The organism is bacterium, assembly GCA_009926305.1.
In the GTDB taxonomy this organism is placed as follows: Bacteria; Bdellovibrionota_C; UBA2361; order UBA2361; family RFPC01; genus RFPC01.
On record RFPC01000004.1, the window covers coordinates 42908 to 64830 of the forward strand.

General features: G+C 47.4%; 18 protein-coding genes. 16 read left to right on the top strand and 2 right to left on the bottom strand.

Going from position 1 to position 21923, the window contains the following annotated elements; translation table 11 throughout:
- Positions 1-34: 34 nt before the first annotated feature.
- Entirely contained in the window at positions 35-847 is an 813-nt protein-coding gene (locus EBR25_01560) for a hypothetical protein (GenBank protein NBW39668.1), read from the bottom strand.
- 185 nt (positions 848-1032) lie between these two features.
- A complete protein-coding gene (locus EBR25_01565) occupies positions 1033-3198 on the bottom strand; it encodes a hypothetical protein (GenBank protein ID NBW39669.1) in 2166 nt (721 codons plus the stop codon).
- A 209-nt stretch (positions 3199-3407) separates the two neighbouring features.
- Between EBR25_01565 and EBR25_01570 the strand changes: the two genes are divergently transcribed.
- From EBR25_01570 to EBR25_01645, 16 genes are all read left to right on the top strand, one after another.
- Positions 3408-4067, top strand: a complete 660-nt coding sequence (locus tag EBR25_01570; protein ID NBW39670.1) for an NADH-quinone oxidoreductase subunit C — start codon at positions 3408-3410, stop codon at positions 4065-4067.
- 114 nt (positions 4068-4181) lie between these two features.
- Entirely contained in the window at positions 4182-5378 is a 1197-nt protein-coding gene (nuoD, locus tag EBR25_01575; GenBank protein NBW39671.1) for an NADH dehydrogenase (quinone) subunit D, read from the top strand.
- An 89-nt stretch (positions 5379-5467) separates the two neighbouring features.
- Positions 5468-6025: an NAD(P)H-dependent oxidoreductase subunit E gene (locus tag EBR25_01580; protein ID NBW39672.1), complete on the top strand. Its 558-nt coding sequence runs from the start codon at positions 5468-5470 to the stop codon at positions 6023-6025.
- Between the two features lie 80 nt (positions 6026-6105).
- Entirely contained in the window at positions 6106-7416 is a 1311-nt protein-coding gene (gene nuoF / locus EBR25_01585; GenBank protein NBW39673.1) for an NADH oxidoreductase (quinone) subunit F, read from the top strand.
- Positions 7417-7478: 62 nt separating this feature from the next.
- Entirely contained in the window at positions 7479-8681 is a 1203-nt protein-coding gene (locus EBR25_01590; protein NBW39674.1) for a hypothetical protein, read from the top strand.
- Entirely contained in the window at positions 8669-9199 is a 531-nt protein-coding gene (locus EBR25_01595; GenBank protein NBW39675.1) for a hypothetical protein, read from the top strand. The genes EBR25_01590 and EBR25_01595 overlap by 13 nt, the downstream gene beginning before the upstream one ends.
- A complete protein-coding gene (locus EBR25_01600; protein NBW39676.1) occupies positions 9196-10347 on the top strand; it encodes an NADH-quinone oxidoreductase subunit H in 1152 nt (383 codons plus the stop codon). The genes EBR25_01595 and EBR25_01600 overlap by 4 nt, the downstream gene beginning before the upstream one ends.
- A 10-nt stretch (positions 10348-10357) precedes the next feature.
- Entirely contained in the window at positions 10358-10861 is a 504-nt protein-coding gene (locus EBR25_01605) for an NADH-quinone oxidoreductase subunit J (GenBank protein NBW39677.1), read from the top strand.
- A 2-nt stretch (positions 10862-10863) separates the two neighbouring features.
- A complete protein-coding gene (gene nuoK / locus EBR25_01610; protein ID NBW39678.1) occupies positions 10864-11172 on the top strand; it encodes an NADH-quinone oxidoreductase subunit NuoK in 309 nt (102 codons plus the stop codon).
- 53 nt (positions 11173-11225) lie between these two features.
- On the top strand, positions 11226-13193 hold the full coding sequence (locus EBR25_01615; protein ID NBW39679.1) for an NADH-quinone oxidoreductase subunit L: 1968 nt from the start codon (positions 11226-11228) through the stop codon (positions 13191-13193).
- An 81-nt stretch (positions 13194-13274) separates the two neighbouring features.
- Positions 13275-15005 (top strand): NADH-quinone oxidoreductase subunit M, encoded by a 1731-nt coding sequence (locus EBR25_01620; GenBank protein ID NBW39680.1) that lies wholly within the window; start codon positions 13275-13277, stop codon positions 15003-15005.
- Positions 15002-16459, top strand: coding sequence for an NADH-quinone oxidoreductase subunit N (locus EBR25_01625; GenBank protein ID NBW39681.1), 1458 nt, complete (start codon positions 15002-15004; stop codon positions 16457-16459). Before EBR25_01620 ends, EBR25_01625 begins: the two co-directional genes overlap by 4 nt.
- A 269-nt stretch (positions 16460-16728) precedes the next feature.
- A complete protein-coding gene (locus EBR25_01630; protein NBW39682.1) occupies positions 16729-17136 on the top strand; it encodes a response regulator in 408 nt (135 codons plus the stop codon).
- A gap of 348 nt (positions 17137-17484) precedes the next feature.
- Positions 17485-18924 carry a hypothetical protein gene (locus EBR25_01635; protein NBW39683.1) on the top strand — a complete coding sequence of 480 codons (1440 nt, stop codon included), beginning with the start codon at positions 17485-17487 and terminating at the stop codon, positions 18922-18924.
- Between the two features lie 31 nt (positions 18925-18955).
- Positions 18956-21205: an inorganic phosphate transporter gene (locus EBR25_01640; protein ID NBW39684.1), complete on the top strand. Its 2250-nt coding sequence runs from the start codon at positions 18956-18958 to the stop codon at positions 21203-21205.
- A gap of 151 nt (positions 21206-21356) precedes the next feature.
- Positions 21357-21854 carry a hypothetical protein gene (locus EBR25_01645; GenBank protein NBW39685.1) on the top strand — a complete coding sequence of 166 codons (498 nt, stop codon included), beginning with the start codon at positions 21357-21359 and terminating at the stop codon, positions 21852-21854.
- Positions 21855-21923: the final 69 nt, after the last annotated feature.

The following is a 21923-nucleotide window of genomic DNA, read 5'->3' on the forward strand; positions in this document are numbered from 1 at the left end:
GTTTCCCAAGCACACGCGAGAGTTGTGTAGCAAGTTAAGGCGTTAAGCCCTCCTGTTGTTCTAGAACTCGTTTTATCTGCTCCTCATCAGAGGACAACATTTCGCATAGTCTCGCTTGAGTGAGATTTCGCGATTCAATAATCCGTGTGATGACTTTACCTGGATGCTCGGCGAATCGTACCTTCTCTTCTCTCCGTTCAAAAAGTGAGACATCAAGATGCTCAGACTGGATTTCAATTTCTAAATCGAGAATTCTCAAGACCTGTTCATTCGTCGCCTCAAGATTGAAAATATCTAATTTTTCTTTTAATAGCCGCATTTTTTTTTGATTAAAACCTCGCCCCTTTGCCTTCTCCTGCAAGCGCTCCAACGCTGCTCCATCAACAAGGGTGAGCGCATCTTTGACCAAGAATTGCAGGATGCGTACTGATGAAATCTCCTTTTGAAGGTTGGTTTCACGATTCTCTAAGACAATATCAATGATGTTATTGACTTCTTCAGCAGAAAACGGTTCCCGAATAAATCCCTCAAAGCCATCGAACAATTGCTGTGAAATGTAAAATCGCTCTAGGTGTCCAGGATGAAGTGCCATGATGAAAATGGGTGGAGAGTCAAGTTCAAGGTCTTTCACGGCATTCTGGAGCAGTTGGATGTCTGATGGAGCAATCAGGGAGTAGATAAAAATAACATCCACATTTCTTTCAAACTTGATGGTATTCAGAGCTGCTTTCCAGCCCCTTTTGTCATAGACGAGTGTTTTGTGCCTAGAGAACTGAAGACACTCCTTTAACCCTTTTCTTACGAAGGATGTAGGTGACAAGACAAGCGTTTTAACAGTCCGCTGCATAGAACACTCCTTTTGCTGATGTCGTCAAAGTAAGCAGAATAATTAATAAAAAAACGGTGAACGACGTGGAGTTGCAATTAAATTACGAAAGACTCGTAGAGCGAGCTGCACTTTTCTGAAGAGGTATGTTCTAAGCGGATATTTCGTACCGTCTTTCAGGAAGAGGGTCGTTCAGGCTGCTTCGATTAGCTCTCAAGTAAATCAAGATAGTTATAGCCCCTGACGAACTTTGAATCTATTGGCGGAAGGAGTTTGGAGTACCTTCCGTAAGAGACAAGTGCCAGATTTTCTTCTGCTCTCGTTATAGCCACATATAGTCGGTTGCTTGCCAGCGTATCGTTTTGAGGAAATGCTTTCGATGACGGATTCCAGATTAAGACGTTCGTGAATTCGAGTCCCTTTGCGTAGTCGATGGCGGTGACGATCAGCCCTTGATCGAATGAGAAATTCCCTGGTTTGCCCATGCGAACTTGAGGACCAAAGCGGGGCTTAAGAAGTGAGTACGCCTGCGTTGCCTCGTCAAGAGTGCTGCACAGGACAGCTGACAAACTCGTAGGATAGCGTTCGAGGGCTTTCATCAGCCAATCAAGAGCTGCCTCGGTAGCACGCTCTTCGTTCTCACAGTGGAACCAGATGGGGACCCTTCCGCTGCGCCCTTCTTTCGGTGATGAGCGTCTTGAAACGTATGATGCCAATCGCATGATCGGAAGTGTTGAGCGGTAGCTTACCTCTAAGGTGAAGAATGTTGCACTGCTTCCTAGCTCAATTTGCCATACTTCTTTTAGGCGGTCCCAGCCAATAAAATTTTCATCGGCTGAAAGCGCTTGTCCAACGTCTCCTACAAGCGTGAGGTCTCTGGTGCTCTCTACAGAATTCATGAGTGATGCGAGGCTTATGAATGAATAGTCTTGAAGTTCATCTACCACGAGATGCCGGAATCGAACGGGTGAAGAGAGGTCCTCTTTTGAAGTCTTCAAGAGGTGAGAATGAAGTAGGAATCGGAGCAAGCTATTCGAGAGAACGTGTGGCACTGAATTATGTATTTGTATGTTTTCTAGATACTCAATTATCTCATTAGTGCTACCACCAGTGACTTCAAGAAGTTTTGGATGTCGTGATGAAAACGACAGAAGAGTTTGAGTAAGCAAACTACCATACTGTTGAGAATGCGTTTGAGCTTTTGTGGACGAGCTGTCGAGCAGTTTGAGCTGTGCTTCATATTCTTCAAAAAACTCTTCAGAATAGAGGACGGTGGTGAAGCCTCTCGGAAATTTTGAATGGGAATCCAGGTCAGTCGAAAGACTGAGTTCAGGTGCAATGTTTTGAATGACCTTACTCTTCCACTGTTCAAAGGTATAGACGGGTACATCAGCGATCTCAATCGCATCAAGGGTCATTTTAATGAACTCAGCAAGCACTTCATTTCGGACTATAACTGCGCACTCCTCCGAGCTTATATCAGAGTTGCTTTCGTGGAGAAGCCAAGCCAGACGGTGCAGTGCAACCGTAGTTTTTCCTGAGCCAGCAATCCCTTGGATGAGCACAGCTGTTCTTGCATCTTCGGTAATTGTCTTGAATTGTTCGGCGGTAATGAGAGGAAGGATGCTTTTGATTCCACCATTGCCCGCGGGGTGCGCGTTGTTGGTTCGCAACCAGGCGCCATCTGTTAATGAAAAGGTGCCATATCGAGTGGTAACGCTTTTCAGCGCCCCGTTCTCGATTCGAACTGGATGTTTGAGCAGTAGCCGTCCCTCGCGCTCACGTCCCTGAACGTCTTCGCAGTACTCATCTCCTTCCTGGTACTCGTAGTAGATTTTTGCGAGGGGAGATTTCCGCCAATCAATAATCCTGCATTCAGGGTTGGCTGAGTAGCCAAGTCGGTAGTCATACTGAGTTGGAGCCCCGGAATTTCCATTTCGGCTCAGGTCGGAGCTCTCTTCTTCGATTACGAAACGCGCAAAGTAGGGACGTTTGAGAAGCTTGGAAAGCGCCTTCACTTCATCAGAATGGTTGTGTTTTAGTGCATGGGATACTGCTTCATCTGAAGCGAGCATTTGTTTGTCTTCATCTCGCTGGGCAGCAACCAGCTCCGCCGTAAGTAAACGGGATCGTTGATCTTCTTCCGTCAGACGACGAGCCTTAGCCTCGCACTGCGTTTGTAACGACTCAAGCGTTGAAGCAAGGATACGCGCTTCCTCTTCAAGGAGCGCTAACTCAGCTCCTGAAACAGCGTTTGATTCTTTATTCTCTTCCATGGCTCTACTGATAAGAGGAAAGAAGCTACGCAGTTCTTTCCCATAAATCAACTCGTCAGCAGGTGGAGTCTCTCGCATGATTTTCGTGGTCCTCATCGTTCATCGCCGGGGTGAAGCGAGCGGTGTAAGGTTTTCGGTAATTCGTGAGTCCATCCCCTGTGTTTCCGGTGCGTTTTAATGGAGTTGCCCCGCGGTACTGCGTGTATTACCGTGCTTGAGGCCGTGAGGAATTGGCGAGTTTTGCGTCGAAATAGCTCCTGAGGGGGTGATTTTTTCTTCAGATCTGACTAGCGTTAAGAGACGAGTTGGCTCGGGGAATCTGTGCGGCTCAAGTGGTGGTGAGAAAGGCGATTCTGCTGCCGTTGAAAATGAGAGAATGGGTGAAGTGTATGCCAGTGAGCGATGAAGAGAGAGGTCAAAAAAGCGAGGAGCTCCTCGGGAAGCTTCAGGAGAAGTTGGGCGACTATATTCTAGAGTCTGGAGTTTCTCTGGGGGATGCCGAGGTAAGAATTCGCGCAGAGGGGGTGTCTGACTTTTTCCGTCTACTGAAACTTGATAGTGAACTTGCTTTTAACATGTTCCTGGACGTTACCGCTGTCGATTGGATGGATGAGCGCGAAGATAGGTTTGAGGTTGTATATCATATGCTCAGCCTTTCTACTCATCACCGATTACGGGTGAAAGTAGATCTCCCAGAGCAGTCACCGAGAATTGCCTCAGTGTCGCAACTGTGGGCTGGAGCGAACTTTCTTGAAAGGGAAGTCTTCGACATGTACGGCATTGAGTTTGAGGGCCATCCCGATCTCCGGAGAATTCTTATGTACGACGAGTTTAAGGGGTACCCACTCAGGAAGGACTACCCAGTTCAAGGGAAGCAGCCTCGCATTCCTTTACGGGCACCAGAGGTTGAAAACACAGCCCGACATATGCACCGCAGTGAGCTCGTACAAATCGGTAGGGGATAGTTGATCATAACGAAGGGATAAAAACGGCGGACAGCATCGAGTGAAACGGCGAGAGAAGGGAAGATGAAAGAACTCTTAAATGTAGATTACGGAATAGGTGGTGTAACAACCCATATGCGCCCTCGGAAAGAGGGGGATGACCTTCATTCTGAAACCATGATTTTGAACCTGGGACCCGCTCACCCTGCAACACACGGAACCGTTCGTATTGTTGCCGAGCTTTCGGGCGAGAAGATACTCGACGCAGATGTTGAGCTTGGATATTTACACAGAGGTTTTGAGAAGATGTGTGAGACGGTTGATTACAACAAGGTAATGCCCTATGCGGATCGATTGAATTACGTTTCACCGATCATCAATAACGTCGGCTGGTGTTTAACGGTCGAAAAGCTTTTGGGAGTAGAAGTTCCAAAGCGGGCACAGTACATACGAGTGGTCATGTCAGAGTTGTCGCGTATGTGTGACCACTTAACGTGCCTTGGTGCTTCCGCGATGGAGCTCGGAGCGTTCACCGTGATGCTCTATTTGATGCAAGCTCGAGAGTATTTGTGGGAGCTGATTGAGGAGGTGACGGGAGCGCGTCTCACCATTTCGTACGGAAGGGTGGGAGGACTCAAGGACGACCTTCCCGAGGGATTCGGCGATCGTATGGCGGAGGCATTTACGGGAATCCGAAGGCATTTAGATAACAGCGACCGTCTTCTGACGCGGAACAGAATTTTTATTGATCGGATGTGCGATGTCGGGGCGTTGAGTGCAGAACAGGCGGCAGACTTCAGTTTGACTGGACCACTTGCTCGCGCCTCGGGGCTTGATTACGACGTTCGACGAGATTTCCCTTACTCTAGCTACGAGGACTTTGACTTTGAGGTCCCGCTTGGAACAAAGGGAGATAATTACGATCGATTCTTGGTGCGATTTCAAGAACTCATTGAATCAATGCGTATTTGTGAGCAGGCGATGGAGAACTTGCCTGACGGTGAGATTTCACTTGAAGACCCACGAATCGTTCTCAATCCAAAGGACGAGGTGTACAGCTCTATCGACGGAATGATTAATCACTTTGAGATGGTGATTTTTGGTGTTCAGCCTCCGAAGGGAGATGTCTACATCCCGGTAGAAGGTGGAAACGGGGAACTTGGATTCTACACGGTTTCTGACGGTACGGGTCGACCGTACAAGGTTCATGTGAGAGCCCCTTCTTTTATACACATGGGAGCAGTTCGTGAAATGTTATTAGGAGAGACCATAGCAGACGTGGTGCCAACCTTTGGGATGGTGAACATGATCGGTGGAGAGTGTGATCGATAAAAACAGGAATGGACAGATGCTCGGGTACAGTAACGGTTGGTGCGGAAGTCGAGTGGTTCGGATGAGAAAGGAATAAGAGGAAAGAAGTAATGAGTTTTTCAATGTCTCCGGAGAGCGAGCAGAAAGTCAACGAGCTCAAGGCGAAGTACCCCCAACCCGAGTCGGCTGTCATGCCGATTCTCTATTTGGTTCAAGAGGAGCATGGCCATATCTCTGATGCGGCTGTGGATTGGATTAGTGAACAGGTTGGCATTTCTCCAGCTCATGTAATGGAGTTAGTTACATTTTATACGATGTATCGGAAGGAGCCGCTCGGGAAGTACCACATTCAGGTGTGCCGCACCTTGTCGTGTGGTCTGTGTGGAGCAAAGAAATTGATGGAGTATCTTCACGAAAGACTTGGGGTCGAGCCGAAGCAAGTAACAGAAGACGGGATGTTCAGTTATGAACATGTCGAGTGCCTTGGTTCGTGTGGGACGGCGCCGATGTGTGAAATTAATGATACGTACTTCGAGAATTTGACACCGGAGAAGTTAAAGACGGTGTTAGACAGTATCGAGAAGTCTAGGCCCGATCTCACGTACTCGCAAAAGCGCGATGAGCTTGGCAGTGGGCTTGATGGGTATTCAAAGTCTGAGGTGATTTAGAGAAGGACAGACCCGCTGGACATCTCATTTGGTAGGTGCACGGGGGCGGGCTGCTCCGGAGATTGAGTAGGAAGAAGGGAATGGCAGAGCACAAGCAAATTTTGTTGAAGAATGTGCGAGAGAAAGACCAGCACAAAATTGATACAGCGATTCAGCGCGGTGCGTACGAGATTCTGAAGAAAACGCTAGAGATGGATCCTCTGAAGATTATTGAAGAGGTAAAAACATCGAAGTTGCGAGGTAGAGGCGGGGCGGGCTTTCCCACTGGCATGAAATGGGGGTTTGTCCCACGCGATTCGGGGAAGCCAGTATACCTCATTAACAATGCAGATGAGAGTGAGCCAGGCACTTTTAAAGACAGAGTGTTACTAGAGCGCGATCCGCATCTCGTGATTGAAGGGATGCTTTGCTCCGCTTGGGCACTGCAAAGTGAGTGGTCATGCATCTATATTCGGGGCGAGTATGCGTACCCGTATGTGCAAATTCAACGCGCTATCGATGAAGCGTATGAACGTGGGTTTTTAGGAGATAATGTTTGTGGGAGTGGTTGGAAACACCACATGGTCGTGCACCGCGGTGCTGGTGCGTATATTTGCGGTGAAGAAACTGCTTTACTCGAATCTCTTGAAGGGAAGAAGGGACAACCCCGTCTTAAACCACCGTTCCCCGCTGTGTCAGGGCTTTATGGGTGTCCGACCGTCATCAATAATGTTGAAACACTCGCGAATATTCCTTGGATTATAGAAAACGGCGGAGAAGCCTTTGCTGCTATTGGGGTTGAGAACTCCACAGGGACGAAGCTTGTTTCGGCCTCTGGTCATTTGAACCAGCCCGGGGTGTATGAAGTTGAGATGGGTTACTCGCTCCTCCAGTTCATAGAAGAGGAGTGTGGTGGGGTGCGTGATGGAAATGCGCTGATGGGGGTCATTCCTGGGGGCTCTTCGGTGAACGTGCTTACTGCAGAAGAGTGTGCGGGGGTAAATCTTGATTACGACTCACTGGCGAATGCAGGTTCTAGTCTCGGTTGTGCAGGCTTTATGGTGATGGATGAAACGACAGATCCGATCGAGGCGGTACTGAGCCTGTCCCGGTTCTATGCGCATGAATCGTGCGGTCAGTGCACGCCGTGTCGCGAGGGAGCGCACTGGATAGAAAAAATCTTTGCACGCATAGCAAAAGGGCATGGGCAGCCAGGTGACATAGAGCTTGTTGAAAGTCTCTGCGATCAAATTGGGGGACATACCATCTGTGCATTCGGAGATACCATGGTGTTGCCTTACAGAAGCTTCTTGAAAAAATTCAGGAATCAATTCAGAACACGGATTGCTGAGGTCATGAAGGGAGTGGAGCCTCGCAGAGAATCGATAGACTTTGAGGCAGGGATGCACTGAGTGGAACAAGGCTGGATTGAGGAAGGCTGGGTGAAGGAAGAACAAGAGGGCTAGGAAGGTAAATGGCTGATACACCGCAAACTGAGATGGTAACACTGACAATAGATGGCAAAGAAGTCTCGGTTCCGAAGGGAACGAACATTATCGAGGCAGCCAAATCGCTTGAGATAGAAATTCCGTTTTATTGTTATCATCCGCACCTGAGCGTACCAGGTAACTGTCGAATCTGTCAGGTGGAGGTTGAGGGTGCACCGAAGCTTATGATTGGATGCCATACCCAGGTGGCCGAAGGGATGGTGGTAAGAACGCATCAAACGAGCGAAAAAGTTCGGGAGACCCAGGCTTCTACCATGGAGCTGTTATTGATCAATCATCCGTTGGATTGCACCGTTTGTGACCAGGCCGGACACTGTAAACTCCAGGACTATCATTACGAGTACAATGCGAAGCCGAGCCGATTTCTTGAAGTAAAGGAGAATAAACCGAAAGCGGTGCCACTTGGTTCAACCGTGATGCTTGATGCTGAGAGGTGTATTGCTTGTACTCGATGTGTCAGATTTTGTGATGAGGTTACCGAAACTGGAGAGATCGGTTTACTGAATCGAGGTGACCGGTATCAGATAGCAGTCAAAGAGGGGCGAGAGCTCGATAATCCGCTTTCAGGGACTGTTGTGGATCTCTGCCCAGTGGGTGCGCTCACCCACCGCCACTGGCGTTTTAATACTCGGATTTGGTATGCCAATCCCAAGGACTCCATCTGTCCAGGATGTTCTACGGGCTGCAATGTCAAGGTTTACGAGCGGGATGGCCAAGTTGTGCAAGTCAAAGCTCGGCTCAACGCTGATGTGAATAAGGAGTGGTTGTGCGATGAGGGGCGCTATGGTTTTGAGCGATTCCTCCCAGCTTCGCGAGTAGCGAGCGCATATGTAGCAGGAGAGCCGGCGTCACTTGATGGGGTGTTAGAGACTGTCGGAGAGTTAAAGAAAGGAAAGACCCTTCTTTTGTGCGCCCCAGACCTGACGCTGGAAGACTATTCTGTTGTCGATCTCTTTACGAAGAAGTGTCTCGCTGACGCTCAGTGGGTAACGGCTGTCAGGCAGCGCGAGCTAACACAACTCGAGCAGATACTGATTAGCCCAGACTATGGAGCAAATCTCTGTGGTGCGGCTTATATCAGCGGAGTAGCAGCAAGCGGCTTTGTAGAGTCGGGAGCGGCAGCGCAGGATTACGTGATGTTCTTGAGGAAGGGTATGTGGCCGCCTTAAAGCTTCTGAAGTCGGATTACTTCGATAACGTGATTTTTGTGGGGGATCGGGCGCTTGACGAGAGAGATCTGGGGGATATTGAACTCTTGCAGGCTCTTACCAGAACTCCTTTTACTCTTGGCATTCTGTCAGACAAAGAGGGGGCCCTATTCGAAAATTCAAGAGTCGTGATTCCAGGGAGAAGTATCTTGGAGAAAAGCGGCATGTTGATTAATAGAGATTATCGATTGCAGTACGCGCAACAGGTGGTGCCTCTGCGCGATGGAACGTACCAAGACTGGAAAGCACTCAATCTGCTCGCCCAAGGTTTAGGGAAGAAGCTAGTTGAGTGTGAGAGCGATAGAGAGCTGACAAACATAGTCCTCTCGACGGTGGATGACTTGTCGGGACTCTCAATCCGAGCCATCAAGCAGGGAGGAATCAATCTTGTGAGCTATGCATCGCAGCTTCGGCAATCTGCTGTGGTGAGCGAGAATGGCAATAATACAGTTACAGAGAGAGAGAGTGAGAGAGCATGAATGCGGTAATTGGAATTTTTATCAAAGGATTTATTGTTCAACAGGTCACACTGGGACTAGCGTCTTTCTGTACCTGGGTAGAACGGAAAGGTTCAGCCCTGATTCAGGACCGAGTCGGAGCGAATCGGGCAGGTACAAACCTTGTGGTTGGAGACCTGCTGAAGACCAATAATCTTTTTCTAAAGCCATTCTCGCTAGCTATTCGTCTGCTTGTGCTGGCCCCTGTTTTTGCTGTCATCCGATTTTTGGGCTCTATCGGAGTAATCAATACCTTGCTGAATGATGCTCTCAAGGCATTGTTAAAAGAAGATTTTGTGCCCGCTGGCACGAATGTATTTTTACATGCGCTTGGTCCTTTCATGGCAGTGTTTCCGGTGTTTCTTGCTTTCGCTGTCATTCCGCTTGCACCAGACGCAGTGATCTTTGGAGTCCCGATTCGGTTTCAGGTGGCGGAAATCTCTACGGGGGTGCTCTTTCTTCTCGCGATGGGTTCGATCGCAGTGTATGGTGTAGTGCTTGCAGGCTGGACAGGAAATAATAAGTTCTCCCTTCTGGGAGCATTGAGAGCTGCTGCTCAAATGATTTCGTACGAACTGGCAATGGGAATTGCGTTTGCCACTATCGTCCTTCACTTTTCGACTTTCGATCTCTACCAGATTATTGACGCCCAAGGAGGTTCTCTTTTCAACTGGGGCGTGTGGTTCATGTTCCCGACGGGGTTCATTGCCTTCATAATCCTATTTATTGTCGGAATGGCTGAAACAAAACGAGGCCCTTTTGATTTGCCTGAGAGCGAGTCGGAACTCGTTGCAGGGTACTTCACTGAATATTCTGGAATGAAGTTTCTTCTTTTTTGGCTTGGTGAATTCGCAGAGATCGCCCTCTTTTCAATAGTGCTTACGACTTTCTTTTTTGGAGGCTGGCACGTTCCATTCGTGACTCTTCCGGAAGGTGCATGGTGGGCAGCGCTCATTGGACATGGTGTATTTATGGGGAAAGTGCTCTTTTTCTGCGTGCTACAGATCACAATCCGATGGACACTCCCACGCTTTCGCTATGATCAGTTGATGAACATTGGATGGAAGATGCTTCTTCCATTGAGCATTATTAACCTGTTGGCAGCTGCCGTATTTAAACTACTTTCGTAAAGGATCAGAGATGTCGATTGTTGTCGTTTGTCTTGGGGCATTACTGATTGGGTCAGCACTGGGTGTCGTGTTGTCAAAGAATCCAATTCATTCAGCGCTCTTTCTCGTGGCGAATCTCGTCGGAGTGGCATGTGTCTTTGGGGCACTTGGCGCACACTTTCTCGCAATGGTGCAAATCATTGTCTATGCCGGTGCGATCATGGTGCTTGTGATCTTCGTTTTGATGTTACTCAATGCAAAAAGTGAGCAGAGGACGCTCGGAACATACTTCCAGCTTATCGGTGCGGGTGTTGCGAGTCTGATTTTTATTGGGGTGGTGGGACAAGAAGTGCTTGTTCAGTGGCCAGTACAAGTAGGTCCTGCTGAGGCGCTTGTCGGTTCGGTAGAGGCTGTCGGACAGCTTTTGTATACAGAATATTTGCTGCCGTTTGAAGCAGCTGGAGTTCTTTTAATGGCAGCACTGGTAGGGGCCGCGATGCTCGCGAAAACGAACTATGGAAAGGGAGGGCGTTAGAGATGAATATGGATTACTCGGGGCACTATGTCCTGCTCTCTCTCGTCATGTTTGCAATCGGGGCTACTGGGTTTGTAGTGAGGAGAAATGCAATTGTTGCTTTCATGTGTCTAGAGCTCATGTTAAACGCGGCTAATATTGCTTTTGTCGCTCTTTCTCGACGGGTGGGAAATCTTGATGGAGAGATTGTTGTTTTTTTCGTGATGGTGGTTGCAGCAGCGGAAGCGGCTGTAGGTCTTGCCATTATCCTTGCGATGTTTCGCAACCTTGAGTCAACAGAAACCAGTGAAGCCTCACAGCTACGGCTGTAGCGCTGAAGTTTGGCAAAGTATGAGTGAGTTATTCGTTTAAGTCGGGAGTGAGTGTGAGTACAGTTGAACAGGAAAGTCTTTTAGGATTGATTCCATTATTCCCACTTCTTGGTGCAGTGCTGGCGTTTCTTGTCGGCCTCCGTACGAGAAGTCTTGCTGGCTGGATTGCGACAGGTGCAAGTGTCTGCTCATTTGTTGTCAGCGTTCTTTGTTTTCAACACCTGCGAGACATGAGTAGTCAGCATGAGCTTCATCGAGTTGCTGCCGCTGGGGCACACGGTGCTCATTCTGTGGTAGAAAGTGGGTATTTGGCTTTGGAGTCATCGCTGTTTCAGTGGTTTGCCGCTGGAGGATTTGCTGTCGACTTTGTGTTCCGATTCGACACCCTTACCGCAGTGATGTGTCTGGTGGTTACTGGCATTGGATCCCTTATCCACCTCTACTCTATCGGCTACATGGCAGAGGACAACTCAAGCCCTCGATTTTTTTCTTATCTGAATCTCTTCATGTTTTCCATGTTGCTTCTGGTTCTCGGGGGTAACCTGCTTGTTCTCTTCGTGGGATGGGAAGGAGTAGGGCTCTGTTCGTATTTATTGATTGGATTTTGGCATAAAAACATTGCCTTCGCTGGGGCTGGTCGTAAGGCATTTGTGGTCAATCGAATTGGTGATGCGGCCTTCCTTGTTGCTCTTTTTCTCCTTATTCAACACTTTGGCACATTAGATTTTAGAGAGCTTGAAAGTGTGATTTCTCTAATGGACGGAGGTGTTGCTTTACTCACAGTCGTTGCGTTGTGTTTATTTATCGGTGCCACGGGGAAATCTGCTCAGATTCCACTCTTTGTTTGGTTGCCAGATGCGATGGCAGGGCCAACTCCCGTTTCGGCTCTCATCCATGCGGCAACGATGGTAACCGCGGGTGTCTATTTGACTGCTCGTATGCACTTTCTTTTCGATTTGGCTCCGTATGCGCTTTGCATTGTTGTCTGCATCGCGGTACTGACGGCTTTTGTTGCTGCAACGATAGCACTTGTACAGAATGATATTAAAAAGGTGCTTGCATACTCAACGGTAAGTCAGCTTGGTTTCATGTTTGTTGCCGCTGGAAGTGGGGCATATTGGGTTGCTGTATTTCATCTCGTAACGCACGCATTTTTTAAGGCATGTTTGTTCTTGGGCGCAGGGTCAGTGATTCACGGCTGTCATCACGAACAAGACATGCGGAAAATGGGCGGACTCATAAAATATATGCCGTGGACCGCTGCCACCTATGCTATTTCAACGCTGGCAATAGCGGGAATCTTTCCCCTGTCAGGATATTTTTCGAAACATCACATTATCGAGGCTTTATCCCATGCCGGGGCCAATAATGAGTATTTAGTCGATTACATCGGCGTGTTTTCGACAATGATGAAACTTGCTGCAATCATGACCGCTTTCTACGTCACTCGAAGTTTTGCCATGACATTTCTCGGTAAGTATCGAGGTCATGCGCATCCGCACGAATCGCCAGCCTCTATGGTTTTTCCGCTCGTAGTGCTCGCTTCCCTTGCGATGACTGGGGGTGTGTTCAATGGTTGGATTTCTCTTCAGGATTGGTTGGGACACACCATCCCAGTTGGTGAAAGTCACGGAGGAGGGGAATCAATTCTTGCAGCTCTGAGCCATTCTTGGCCAGGGTTCCTTGGTGTCGGACTGGCTCTGATTTTTTACACATCGTTACAGGAGGCGCCCGCGAGAATTTCGAGAATGATTCCTCCGTTTACCAAGCTTTTGGAAGGGAAGTACTTCTTTGATGAGATTTATCGAGTGCTTTTTGTAAGGCCTTTAGAGGTGATTGCTCGAACGCTGTGGAAGTTTGTCGATCAAGGAGTAATTGATGGATCAGTCAACGGGACAGCTGCGGTTGTTGACGTTAGTGGGGAAGTCGTCAGAAACACTGAATCGGGACAGTTGAGATTCTATGGCTTACTCATGCTGGTTGGAACGGTTTTTCTCATTTGTTTCTATTTTGCTTTGTAAGGTGATGTTTGGCGACCCAAGACGGGATCATAAACGGTGTCTCCGAGTTGCGGGGAGAACGAGGATTAAGAGAGAGAGGATATGACCGATAGTTTTTTACTGATAGACGGAAAAGTATTTGGAATCCTTCCGTTGCTAACAACCATAATATTTCTCCCCTTCATTGGGGGACTTTTCATGCTACTCGTCCCTGCAGCAGGTAGGGAGGCAGGCTCTTCTGCGGGACGCAAGAATCTCGACCTTGGAACTCAAATTGCACTGGCATTTTCTGTTGTTACATTTTTCATATCGTTACTGTTGATGAACGGATTTAATCCGTCTAACACCGATATGCAATTCGTTGAGCAATTCAATTGGATTCCTGCTCTGGGTGTTGATTACTTACTCGGGGTAGACGGAATCAGTATTCTTCTTGTTTTGCTGACAACCTTTCTTATGCCGATTGTCCTCATCGCATCAGGAAGTATTCATTCTAAAAAGCGGGGCTATCTGTTTCACATGCTTGCGCTTGAGACTGCAATGCTTGGAACGTTGCTGTCGCTCGACATCTTTCTATTTTATGTTTTCTGGGAGCTGATGTTAGCTCCAATGTATTTCATTATCGGAATCTGGGGCGGAAAGAGAAGAATTTATGCAACGATAAAATTTGTCCTGTATACGGTCTTTGGCAGCTTGCTGATGTTAGTTGCCATCTTTTATGTGGTGTGGACCTTTGCAGAGCAAACTGGGACAACAACTTTTGTTCTGAGTGAGATTGTAGATAAAGTCGTGTTGTCTCCAGGAGAACAGTTCTGGCTCTTTGCGGCATTTGCTCTTGCTTTCGGTATTAAGGTGCCTATTTTCCCTTTTCATACGTGGCTTCCTGATGCGCATGTTGAGGCTCCAACCGGTGGATCGGTGGTGCTGGCCGGGGTTTTGTTGAAGATGGGACTCTATGGCTTTATTCGATTTGCCTACCCGCTTTTCCCCGAAGGAGCACTTCAGTTTGCTCCCTACCTGGCAACGTTAGCGACGATCGGGATTGTGTATGGTGCTTTAGTCGCGTGGGCGCAGCATGATATAAAGAAATTAGTTGCGTACTCCTCTGTTTCGCACCTTGGGTATTGCGTTCTCGGTTTTGTTGCCCTGAACACCTTAGCCGCGACAGGCTCTGTATATCAGATGTTAAACCATGGAATATCAACTGGAGCGCTCTTTTTGCTTGTTGGAGTTCTCTACGATCGGAAGCACACGAGGGAGATTTCTGCTTACGGTGGCCTCGCAGGAAAGGTTCCAGTTTTTGCATTCCTTTTTCTTGTGTTCACTCTGAGCTCAATCGCACTGCCGCTTACGAATGGATTTATTGGGGAGTTCATGATCTTGGCGGGGGCGTACCAAATATATCCAACTCTAACGCTCATCTCGATTAGTGGTGTGATTCTCGGTGCCGTCTATATGTTGACGCTCTACATGAAGACAATGTTTGGAGAGTTCAATGAAGAGAGAAACGGAGATTTGACCGATGTTAATGGCCGTGAGCTGGCAACGCTAATCCCACTTTTCATTTTAGTTTTTGTTATGGGTGTCTATCCGAAACCATTCCTCCAGTTTATTGAGCCAACGATGAAGCGATATGTTTCCGCACATGAACATCGTATCGCAAACCCTCCAGGTGCTTGGAGCTCGACACAATATGCCCACCACAATGCCCCCGATGATGTATCGGAAGCTTTAAAGAGTGAAGTTGATATGGAAGAGAAGGTGCGTATTTCGAAAAATATGTTGCAGATGAATCCAACAGATAGAGTGGAGAAGCAGGGAGTAGTGCAATGATAAATGAACTTTTCTATATCTTACCGCTTCTTGTGATTGCAGGGGGTTCTTTGGCGGTGCTGCTCGTTGATGTGTTTATGAAGGGCCGTTCTCCTAGTGGTGTATTTACTCTTCTTATATTGCTTGCGGGGTTAGTCGCAGCGCTAGTTGTCTCGCCAGATTATAGTAGTGAGCGCTTAGCATTTAGTGGCACTATCTACATTGATCCGTTTACCAGTTTCATCACTGTAATTTTAATTGCTGGAGCGATGCTGTGTTTGCTCATGGGTCGTGAGTATCTCTCGGGTGAAGGTGTTACCGAAGCGAAAGGTGAATTTGCCTCGCTCTATTTGATGGCCACTGCAGGAGCTATCCTATTCGTATCAGCGGCAGAAATGGTGACTCTGTTTGTTGGTCTTGAGCTAATGTCTATGGCGTTGTACGTGCTGTGTGGTTCAGCACTGCGCAGTAGTGCATCCTCTGAATCAGCTCTGAAGTATTTCTTTCTTGGCTCTTTCAGTTCCGCATTCCTCCTCTTGGGAATTGCGTTTGTGTATGGTGCAACTGGAGCTCTATCGTTGGTAGAGATAGCTGCAGCCTTGCCGGAAGCCCCGACTGGACTTCTTGCTATAGGTGTGGGGCTTATTCTCATGGGGGTGCTATTTAAGATTGGTGCGGTGCCACTCCATTTCTGGACTCCAGATGTCTATCAAGGTGCCCCGACGCCCATTACCATCTTCATGGCATCGGTAGTTAAGATTGCGGGTGTCTGCGTTGGTTTACGACTCTTTTGGTTGTCGTTTGGTTCGGGTGAGTACTACGAACTTTGGTCACGGGCTGTTTGGTTTGTGGCGGTGTTGACAATCATTGTTGGCAATATTGTAGCGCTTCGACAGAGGAGTATGAAACGCATGTTAGCCTATTCAAGCATTGCTCATGCGGGCTATATGCTTATGGGACTTTTAGCACCGGCTGAGTTCGGGGGTGGACCTGCTATCTTGTTTTACCTCGTGGCATACTCGGTGATGACCCTGGGAGCTTTCGGAGTGGTGATGGCTATTTCAAGTAGGTATCGCGACTGTGCAGATAGTGATGACATCACCCGTTTTCACCAGTTATCCAAACAGCGACCACTTTTAGCGGCGTTGATGACACTCTTCCTTCTGTCCCTTGCCGGTCTTCCTCCAGGAATGGCGGGACTTCTTGGTAAGTTCTATGTATTTAACGCGGCTGTGAAAGCAGATTTCATAGGGCTTGCGATTGTTGGTGTACTTGGGAGTGCCGTTTCATGCTCGTATTATCTGAGGGTGATTGTAGCGATGTATTTTGTCCCGTCGGAAGCATCTCAATCAGAATCGGGTGAAGCCATAGTAACTCCTTCCTTGGCAGGAACGCTTGCCGTGTGTGGAGTGCTAACAGTCTGGTTGGGAGTTCAGCCTTCGCTGCTCTACGATATAGTCGAGAAGCTCTTCTAGTAGACAGCATCTCAGGAAAGATGGCCCCCCCTCCCGCGGGAGGGTGTTGCCAGTAATGAAATGATGGGCCATGTCGTGAAGAGGCACTGACCGTATTTCTAGTAGATTCCACCAGATCCTTAGAGATATTCTTAGCTGCCCGTGAGTTAGTTTTTGAATTTTCAAAACATTTTATTATCTTTCGAGTTTCTCTCATCTTTGACCGAAAAACCGCCGATGCCCCTAAAGTCCACTTAAGAGTGTAGTCTACCTATAATCGAGGAGCGAATATGATCGTAGCAGATGAGAACATGAATATTTTAGTAGTAGATGATATGTTGGCGTTTCGTAAGATTGTACGGTCGCAACTTGCTGCACTTGGACTTAAGAATGTAACAGAAAAAGAAGATGGTGACGACGCATGGTCTGCACTTGAAAATGCAATCAATGAAGGCAACCCGTTCTCACTCATTATTTGTGATTGGAATATGCCTCGACTTCCCGGAATTGATCTACTAGAGCGAATTAGAAGTGATGAGAGAACGAAAGAGCTGCCTTTCATTATGTTGACGGCAGAAGGGGAAGTTCAGAATGTGATGAGAGCTATTAAGCTTGGTGTGAATGAATATATTGTAAAGCCTTTTAACGGCGATCAGTTGCAGGCCAAACTCAGCACAGTGCTAAAAACCGCAGGTTAGAACACAAGAGCTGATCCGCTGAGACCTGGTTGATCAGGACCTAGCTGATCAGGACCTGGCTGACCAGAGAATTACAAAAAATACCTTCACGGCTCGCCTCATTGCTTACATGAGCCCACATTGCTTACCTGAGCATGGTGTCGTGGGCCGCCTCTGTCCTCCCTTCACGTAATCATCGATTGAGAGCCCTTGAGTCTTTCTCCCTCCCCTAATAGCGGGAAAAGTCCGAGATTGTTGTTAATTCCCGTCTAATTGAACTAGACTGCCGTGGCTTCGCATTTACGGTAATGTTCCTGGGCCATCTCGCGTGGATTTGGATCGGTGGAAATAGTCGAAAGGGATTAATTCATGAGAGTCTTCTTCAGGCGTTTGATGTATCTCAGCCATTCAATTTTAGTATCAACGTTTTCTCTTTTACTCATTGTCTCAGGTGAAGTAGCGAGGGCAGAACCTTCAGTTCAAGAATTACAGAAGCAGTTGGAACAGCAAGAGGCTCGCATTCGTCAGTTAGAAAGCGCTCTTAACGTTCACTCCTCTGGCAGCACGAAAGATGCGAGCAGACAGTTATCGCCGTCAGACAAGAGAGTCGCTGGTTCGCAGCAAGCCATGTCTTCTGATGCAGGATATAATCGGGGGTTTTATATTTCTGATAAAGATCAAGAAGAGTCATTTTCCCTTAAGATGAACGGGAGAATGCAGTTTCGATATACTGGATTCTCGCCGAAGGAATCTCTCTTTCGATTTGATAATGGAAAAACGGGCTCTCAGGCTGCTGTAAATGACTTTGAGATAGAGCGTGGCCGACTAGAATTTTCGGGCCATATTCTTAAACCGCAACTCAAGTTCTATCTGAATCTCGATTTTGATACGGATGACAATCATGACGCAAAGGCCCATGATTTTTGGTTTCAATACCAATTCAACAGCGCTTTTTCCCTCTATGCCGGGAAAGCCTTTGTTCCAGGGAGCAGGGAGTGGATAGATGGTTCTACCACAACTCATCTCGTGGACCGTTCGATGGCAACTTCATTTTTTAGACCAGATAGATCATTAGGCATTTGGGCAATAGGTGAGGCGTTTGATGGCGCCTATTACCGAGCTATGATTAGTAATGGCTTTAAGACGACAGATCTTGAGCGAGCAGATGTAGATGAAAAATTCACGTATGCACTCTCGGTTTGGGGAGAGCCAATCGGCGAGTATGGGAAAGGGCGAGCAGACCTTACATGGCATGACAATCTCGCATTGCGTCTTGGAGCAAGTTTCACATATTCACCAGTAGATGTGTTCAAGATCGGCGAGCCGATTGGTGAAGCCAGTGCAGTACGACTGAGTGATGGAACAAAAATAAATGCAGATGATGCCTTGGGTCTCGGAGTAAGTCTTCGCTCTTACGATATCTTCTTGTATGCACTTGACCTTGCAACAAAATATCGTGGTTGGAGTATAAACTCAGAATTTTACTTCCGTTCGTTACGCAATCTCCAAATAGTAGGTGGTGGCAACATGGATTCCGTCGATGATGTGGGAGTTTCCATAGACATGGGCTACTTCATTATACCGTCCTTCTTGGAGGGTGTGGCGCGTTTTTCATATGTAGATGGGGATCGCGCAGATGCTTCAGAATATGCGGCAGGGCTAAACTACTACGTGAATGGCTCCCATAAAAACAAGTTCGCTTTGGATGTGACTCTTCTCGAAGACTCACCAATTAGCAGCTCAGGACCGAACCTATTTGTTGGGGCGACAGGCCTGCTCTACAGGCTTCAATGGCAGATAGCGTTTTAATGGTTTGTATTTAACATATAAGGCGTGACTGATGAGTGCAGAGTGGTATTTCTGGTTAGTTCTTTTTCTGATTCTCATCGCGGTTCTTGATCTGGTTGTAGGGGTTAGTAATGATGCAGTTAATTTCCTTAACTCAGCTATTGGCTCGAATGTAGCAAGCAGAAAGACTATTTTTATTATTGCAAGCGCTGGGCTCTTCGTCGGGGTTCTCTTCTCTAGTGGCATGATGGAAGTAGCCCGAAAAGGCATATTCAATCCACAGTTTCTCACGATGCCCGATCTGATGATGATCTTTTTTGCAGTGATGATCGCTGATCTTATCATATTAGATCTTTTTAATACCTATGGTCTTCCAACTTCAACGACTGTTTCTATCGTTTTCGAGTTGTTGGGAGCTGCGGTATGTATTTCGCTCTTGAAGGTATTGTCGGATGGAAAAGATATTGCTTCGATAGGACAATATATTAATTCGGCAAAAGCGTTAGGGATTATTTCTGGGATACTACTCTCAGTCGTTGTTGCATTTTTCTTTGGAGCCGTCGCTCAGTTTCTCGCTCGACTCTTATTTACCTTCCACTATGAGAGATATTTAGGCATGTTTGGCGGGCTATGGGGTGGCCTCTGTCTTTCTGCAGTCTCAATCTTTATCCTTCTCAAGGGTGCTAAGGGTGCTACCTTCATCACTCCAGAGCTGGCTCTTTTTATCAAAGAAAATCTCTTGTTCATCGCTTTAGCAATCTTTTTTGTTACAGGTGTTGTTTTTCAGATGCTTGTTACATTTCTAAAGATCAATATTTTTAAGCCGATTGTTTTAATCGGAACATTTTCACTCGCTCTTGCTTTTGCCGCCAATGATCTCGTTAATTTCATTGGAGTTCCAATTGCGAGCTTGCATACATACGATGCCGCGATGATGTCATCGAATCCTTTGACGGTGCCGATGGATATGCTTGCTGGAAAAGTTCCTTCATCGACATTCATCTTGCTCGTGAGTGGCGTAGTTATGGTGTTAGCGCTTTGGTTTTCGCGGAAGGCTCGAAGTGTGACAGAAACAGAGATTCGATTGAGTAGTCATCAAGAGGTTGATGAACGCTTTGAATCTTTGGCGCTTTCTCGAGTGATTGTAAGAATGTTCATGCGTGTTTTTGAGGGCTCACGAGTCCTTATTCCTCGTTCAGCTCGAAAATTTGCTCGAAAGCGATTTGCGCGACATGAAATTGAGCAGAAAGGCGAAGTGGAATATCTGCCATCTTTTGATCTCGTGCGGGCCTCAACCAATCTTCTGATGGCGAGCATAGTAGTCTCTTTTGCTACGTCCTTGAAGCTCCCGCTTTCTACGACCTATGTGACATTCATGGTGGCGATGGGGACTTCGTTTGCTGACCAGGCATGGGGCCGTGATTCTGCGGTCTATCGAGTTACTGGAGTCTTAACCGTAATTGGTGGCTGGTTTATCACTGCTTTAATGGCGTTCGTTACTGCAGGAGCATTCGTCTCTGTCTTATATTTGGGGGGATGGCTTTGGGCAGTTGTGCTTGTTGCTGTTGCCGGCTTTATGCTGTGGAGGGCTCATGGAACTCATGTCAAGCGTCAGGAACGGAAGGAACAAGAAGAAGTATTCAATCTAAAGAAGATTAGTGATGCGGAATACTCAGCACAAGTGACGCTTCACCAAGTAGCGGTCTTCTTGAAGCTGATACACGAACATTTACAAATGGGTCTGCAGGCATTTTTTGAATCAGATCGAATAGAGCTCCGTCGTCACTTTCTGGCTCGAAAACAGGTACAGCGTTGGTCCAGCATCATTTCTGCTAATGTCTTTAAGGTGATGCGATTGGGATATGGACAGAGTACGACGCAGGATACGAGCTACTCCCAGACCGTCCTTTCTCTTCAGTCTATTGCCGAGGGGTATCGTGATATTGTGAGCAGATCGTACCTCCATATTCGGGAGAATCATAAGGGACTCCTAAAGGCACAAAAGGGGGAGTTGAACCAGGTTCTCGGACAACTCCTTGCTCTTATTCAACGAGTTGAGAAAGACCTCTCGGGCGTTGAGTCATCCTCTGAAACAGAGCTGAAGAGCGACAATGAGGCTTTAGCGCGAGAGATAGACCAGTTTTTACATATACAGGCAGAGCGCATCCACAATCGGTCATCAAAAACGAGGTTGAGCATCCTTTATTTTGCTTTATTGGAAGATATGTCGCGTCTGGCAGAGCAGACTGTACGTTTGTATCGAATTAGCCATAGACTCCCCCTTGAGGGAGATAGAGGCTAGTGTTCTGAGGGATGGCACAGGACAGGGATCTGCCTGAACTCCTTCTCCTTCCGTTCTATTTTTGGGAAACAAATTCATTTCTTGGTCGAATAGAAGATTGAGGGGTAAATACACCTCTCGTATTCTAGAACTTGAAATGAAGGAGTAATACATGCGAATTCCAGATTCTCTAAACTCGCTTACCAGCTCATTAAGCTCTACTACAAAGTCTGAGAATTCCTTTGCTGCTCATTCTCTTCAGACTGAATGTGAGCCAACCCTTTTTAACGAGATTATTTTGCCAGAAGTGCCATCTTTCTCAGAGCCTCGAGGTATTGGATCGAAACTTTTGAATTATGTTACAGGCATACCAGATTTTTTCTCATCACTCCGAGCGGAAGCCTGTAATAATGAGATTACCGGAAGCACAGGAAAGTTGTTGTTGAAAGCGGTAGCAAAGACCGCACTTTTTCCCGTTGCGCTCGGTGCTGGCTTTGGACTTGGAGTCTTGGGCGGCATTGCTGCCTCTGGGGCTGGAGTACTCTTTGGAGGGGCCCTTGGGGCGGGGCTTGTGCTGGGAGTGGGGCCCTTAGTAGTTGATAAGATTATAGATATCAGTGGTGAAACCTTGAGCCGGATTGGAGCTCGGTGGGAACGTTTTCGGAGTTAAGCTCTCTCTATCTCTTGAGCCGTTGAGCGATGCCTGAAGGCTGGAATTTCAGTATTTTTCCTCGGAATA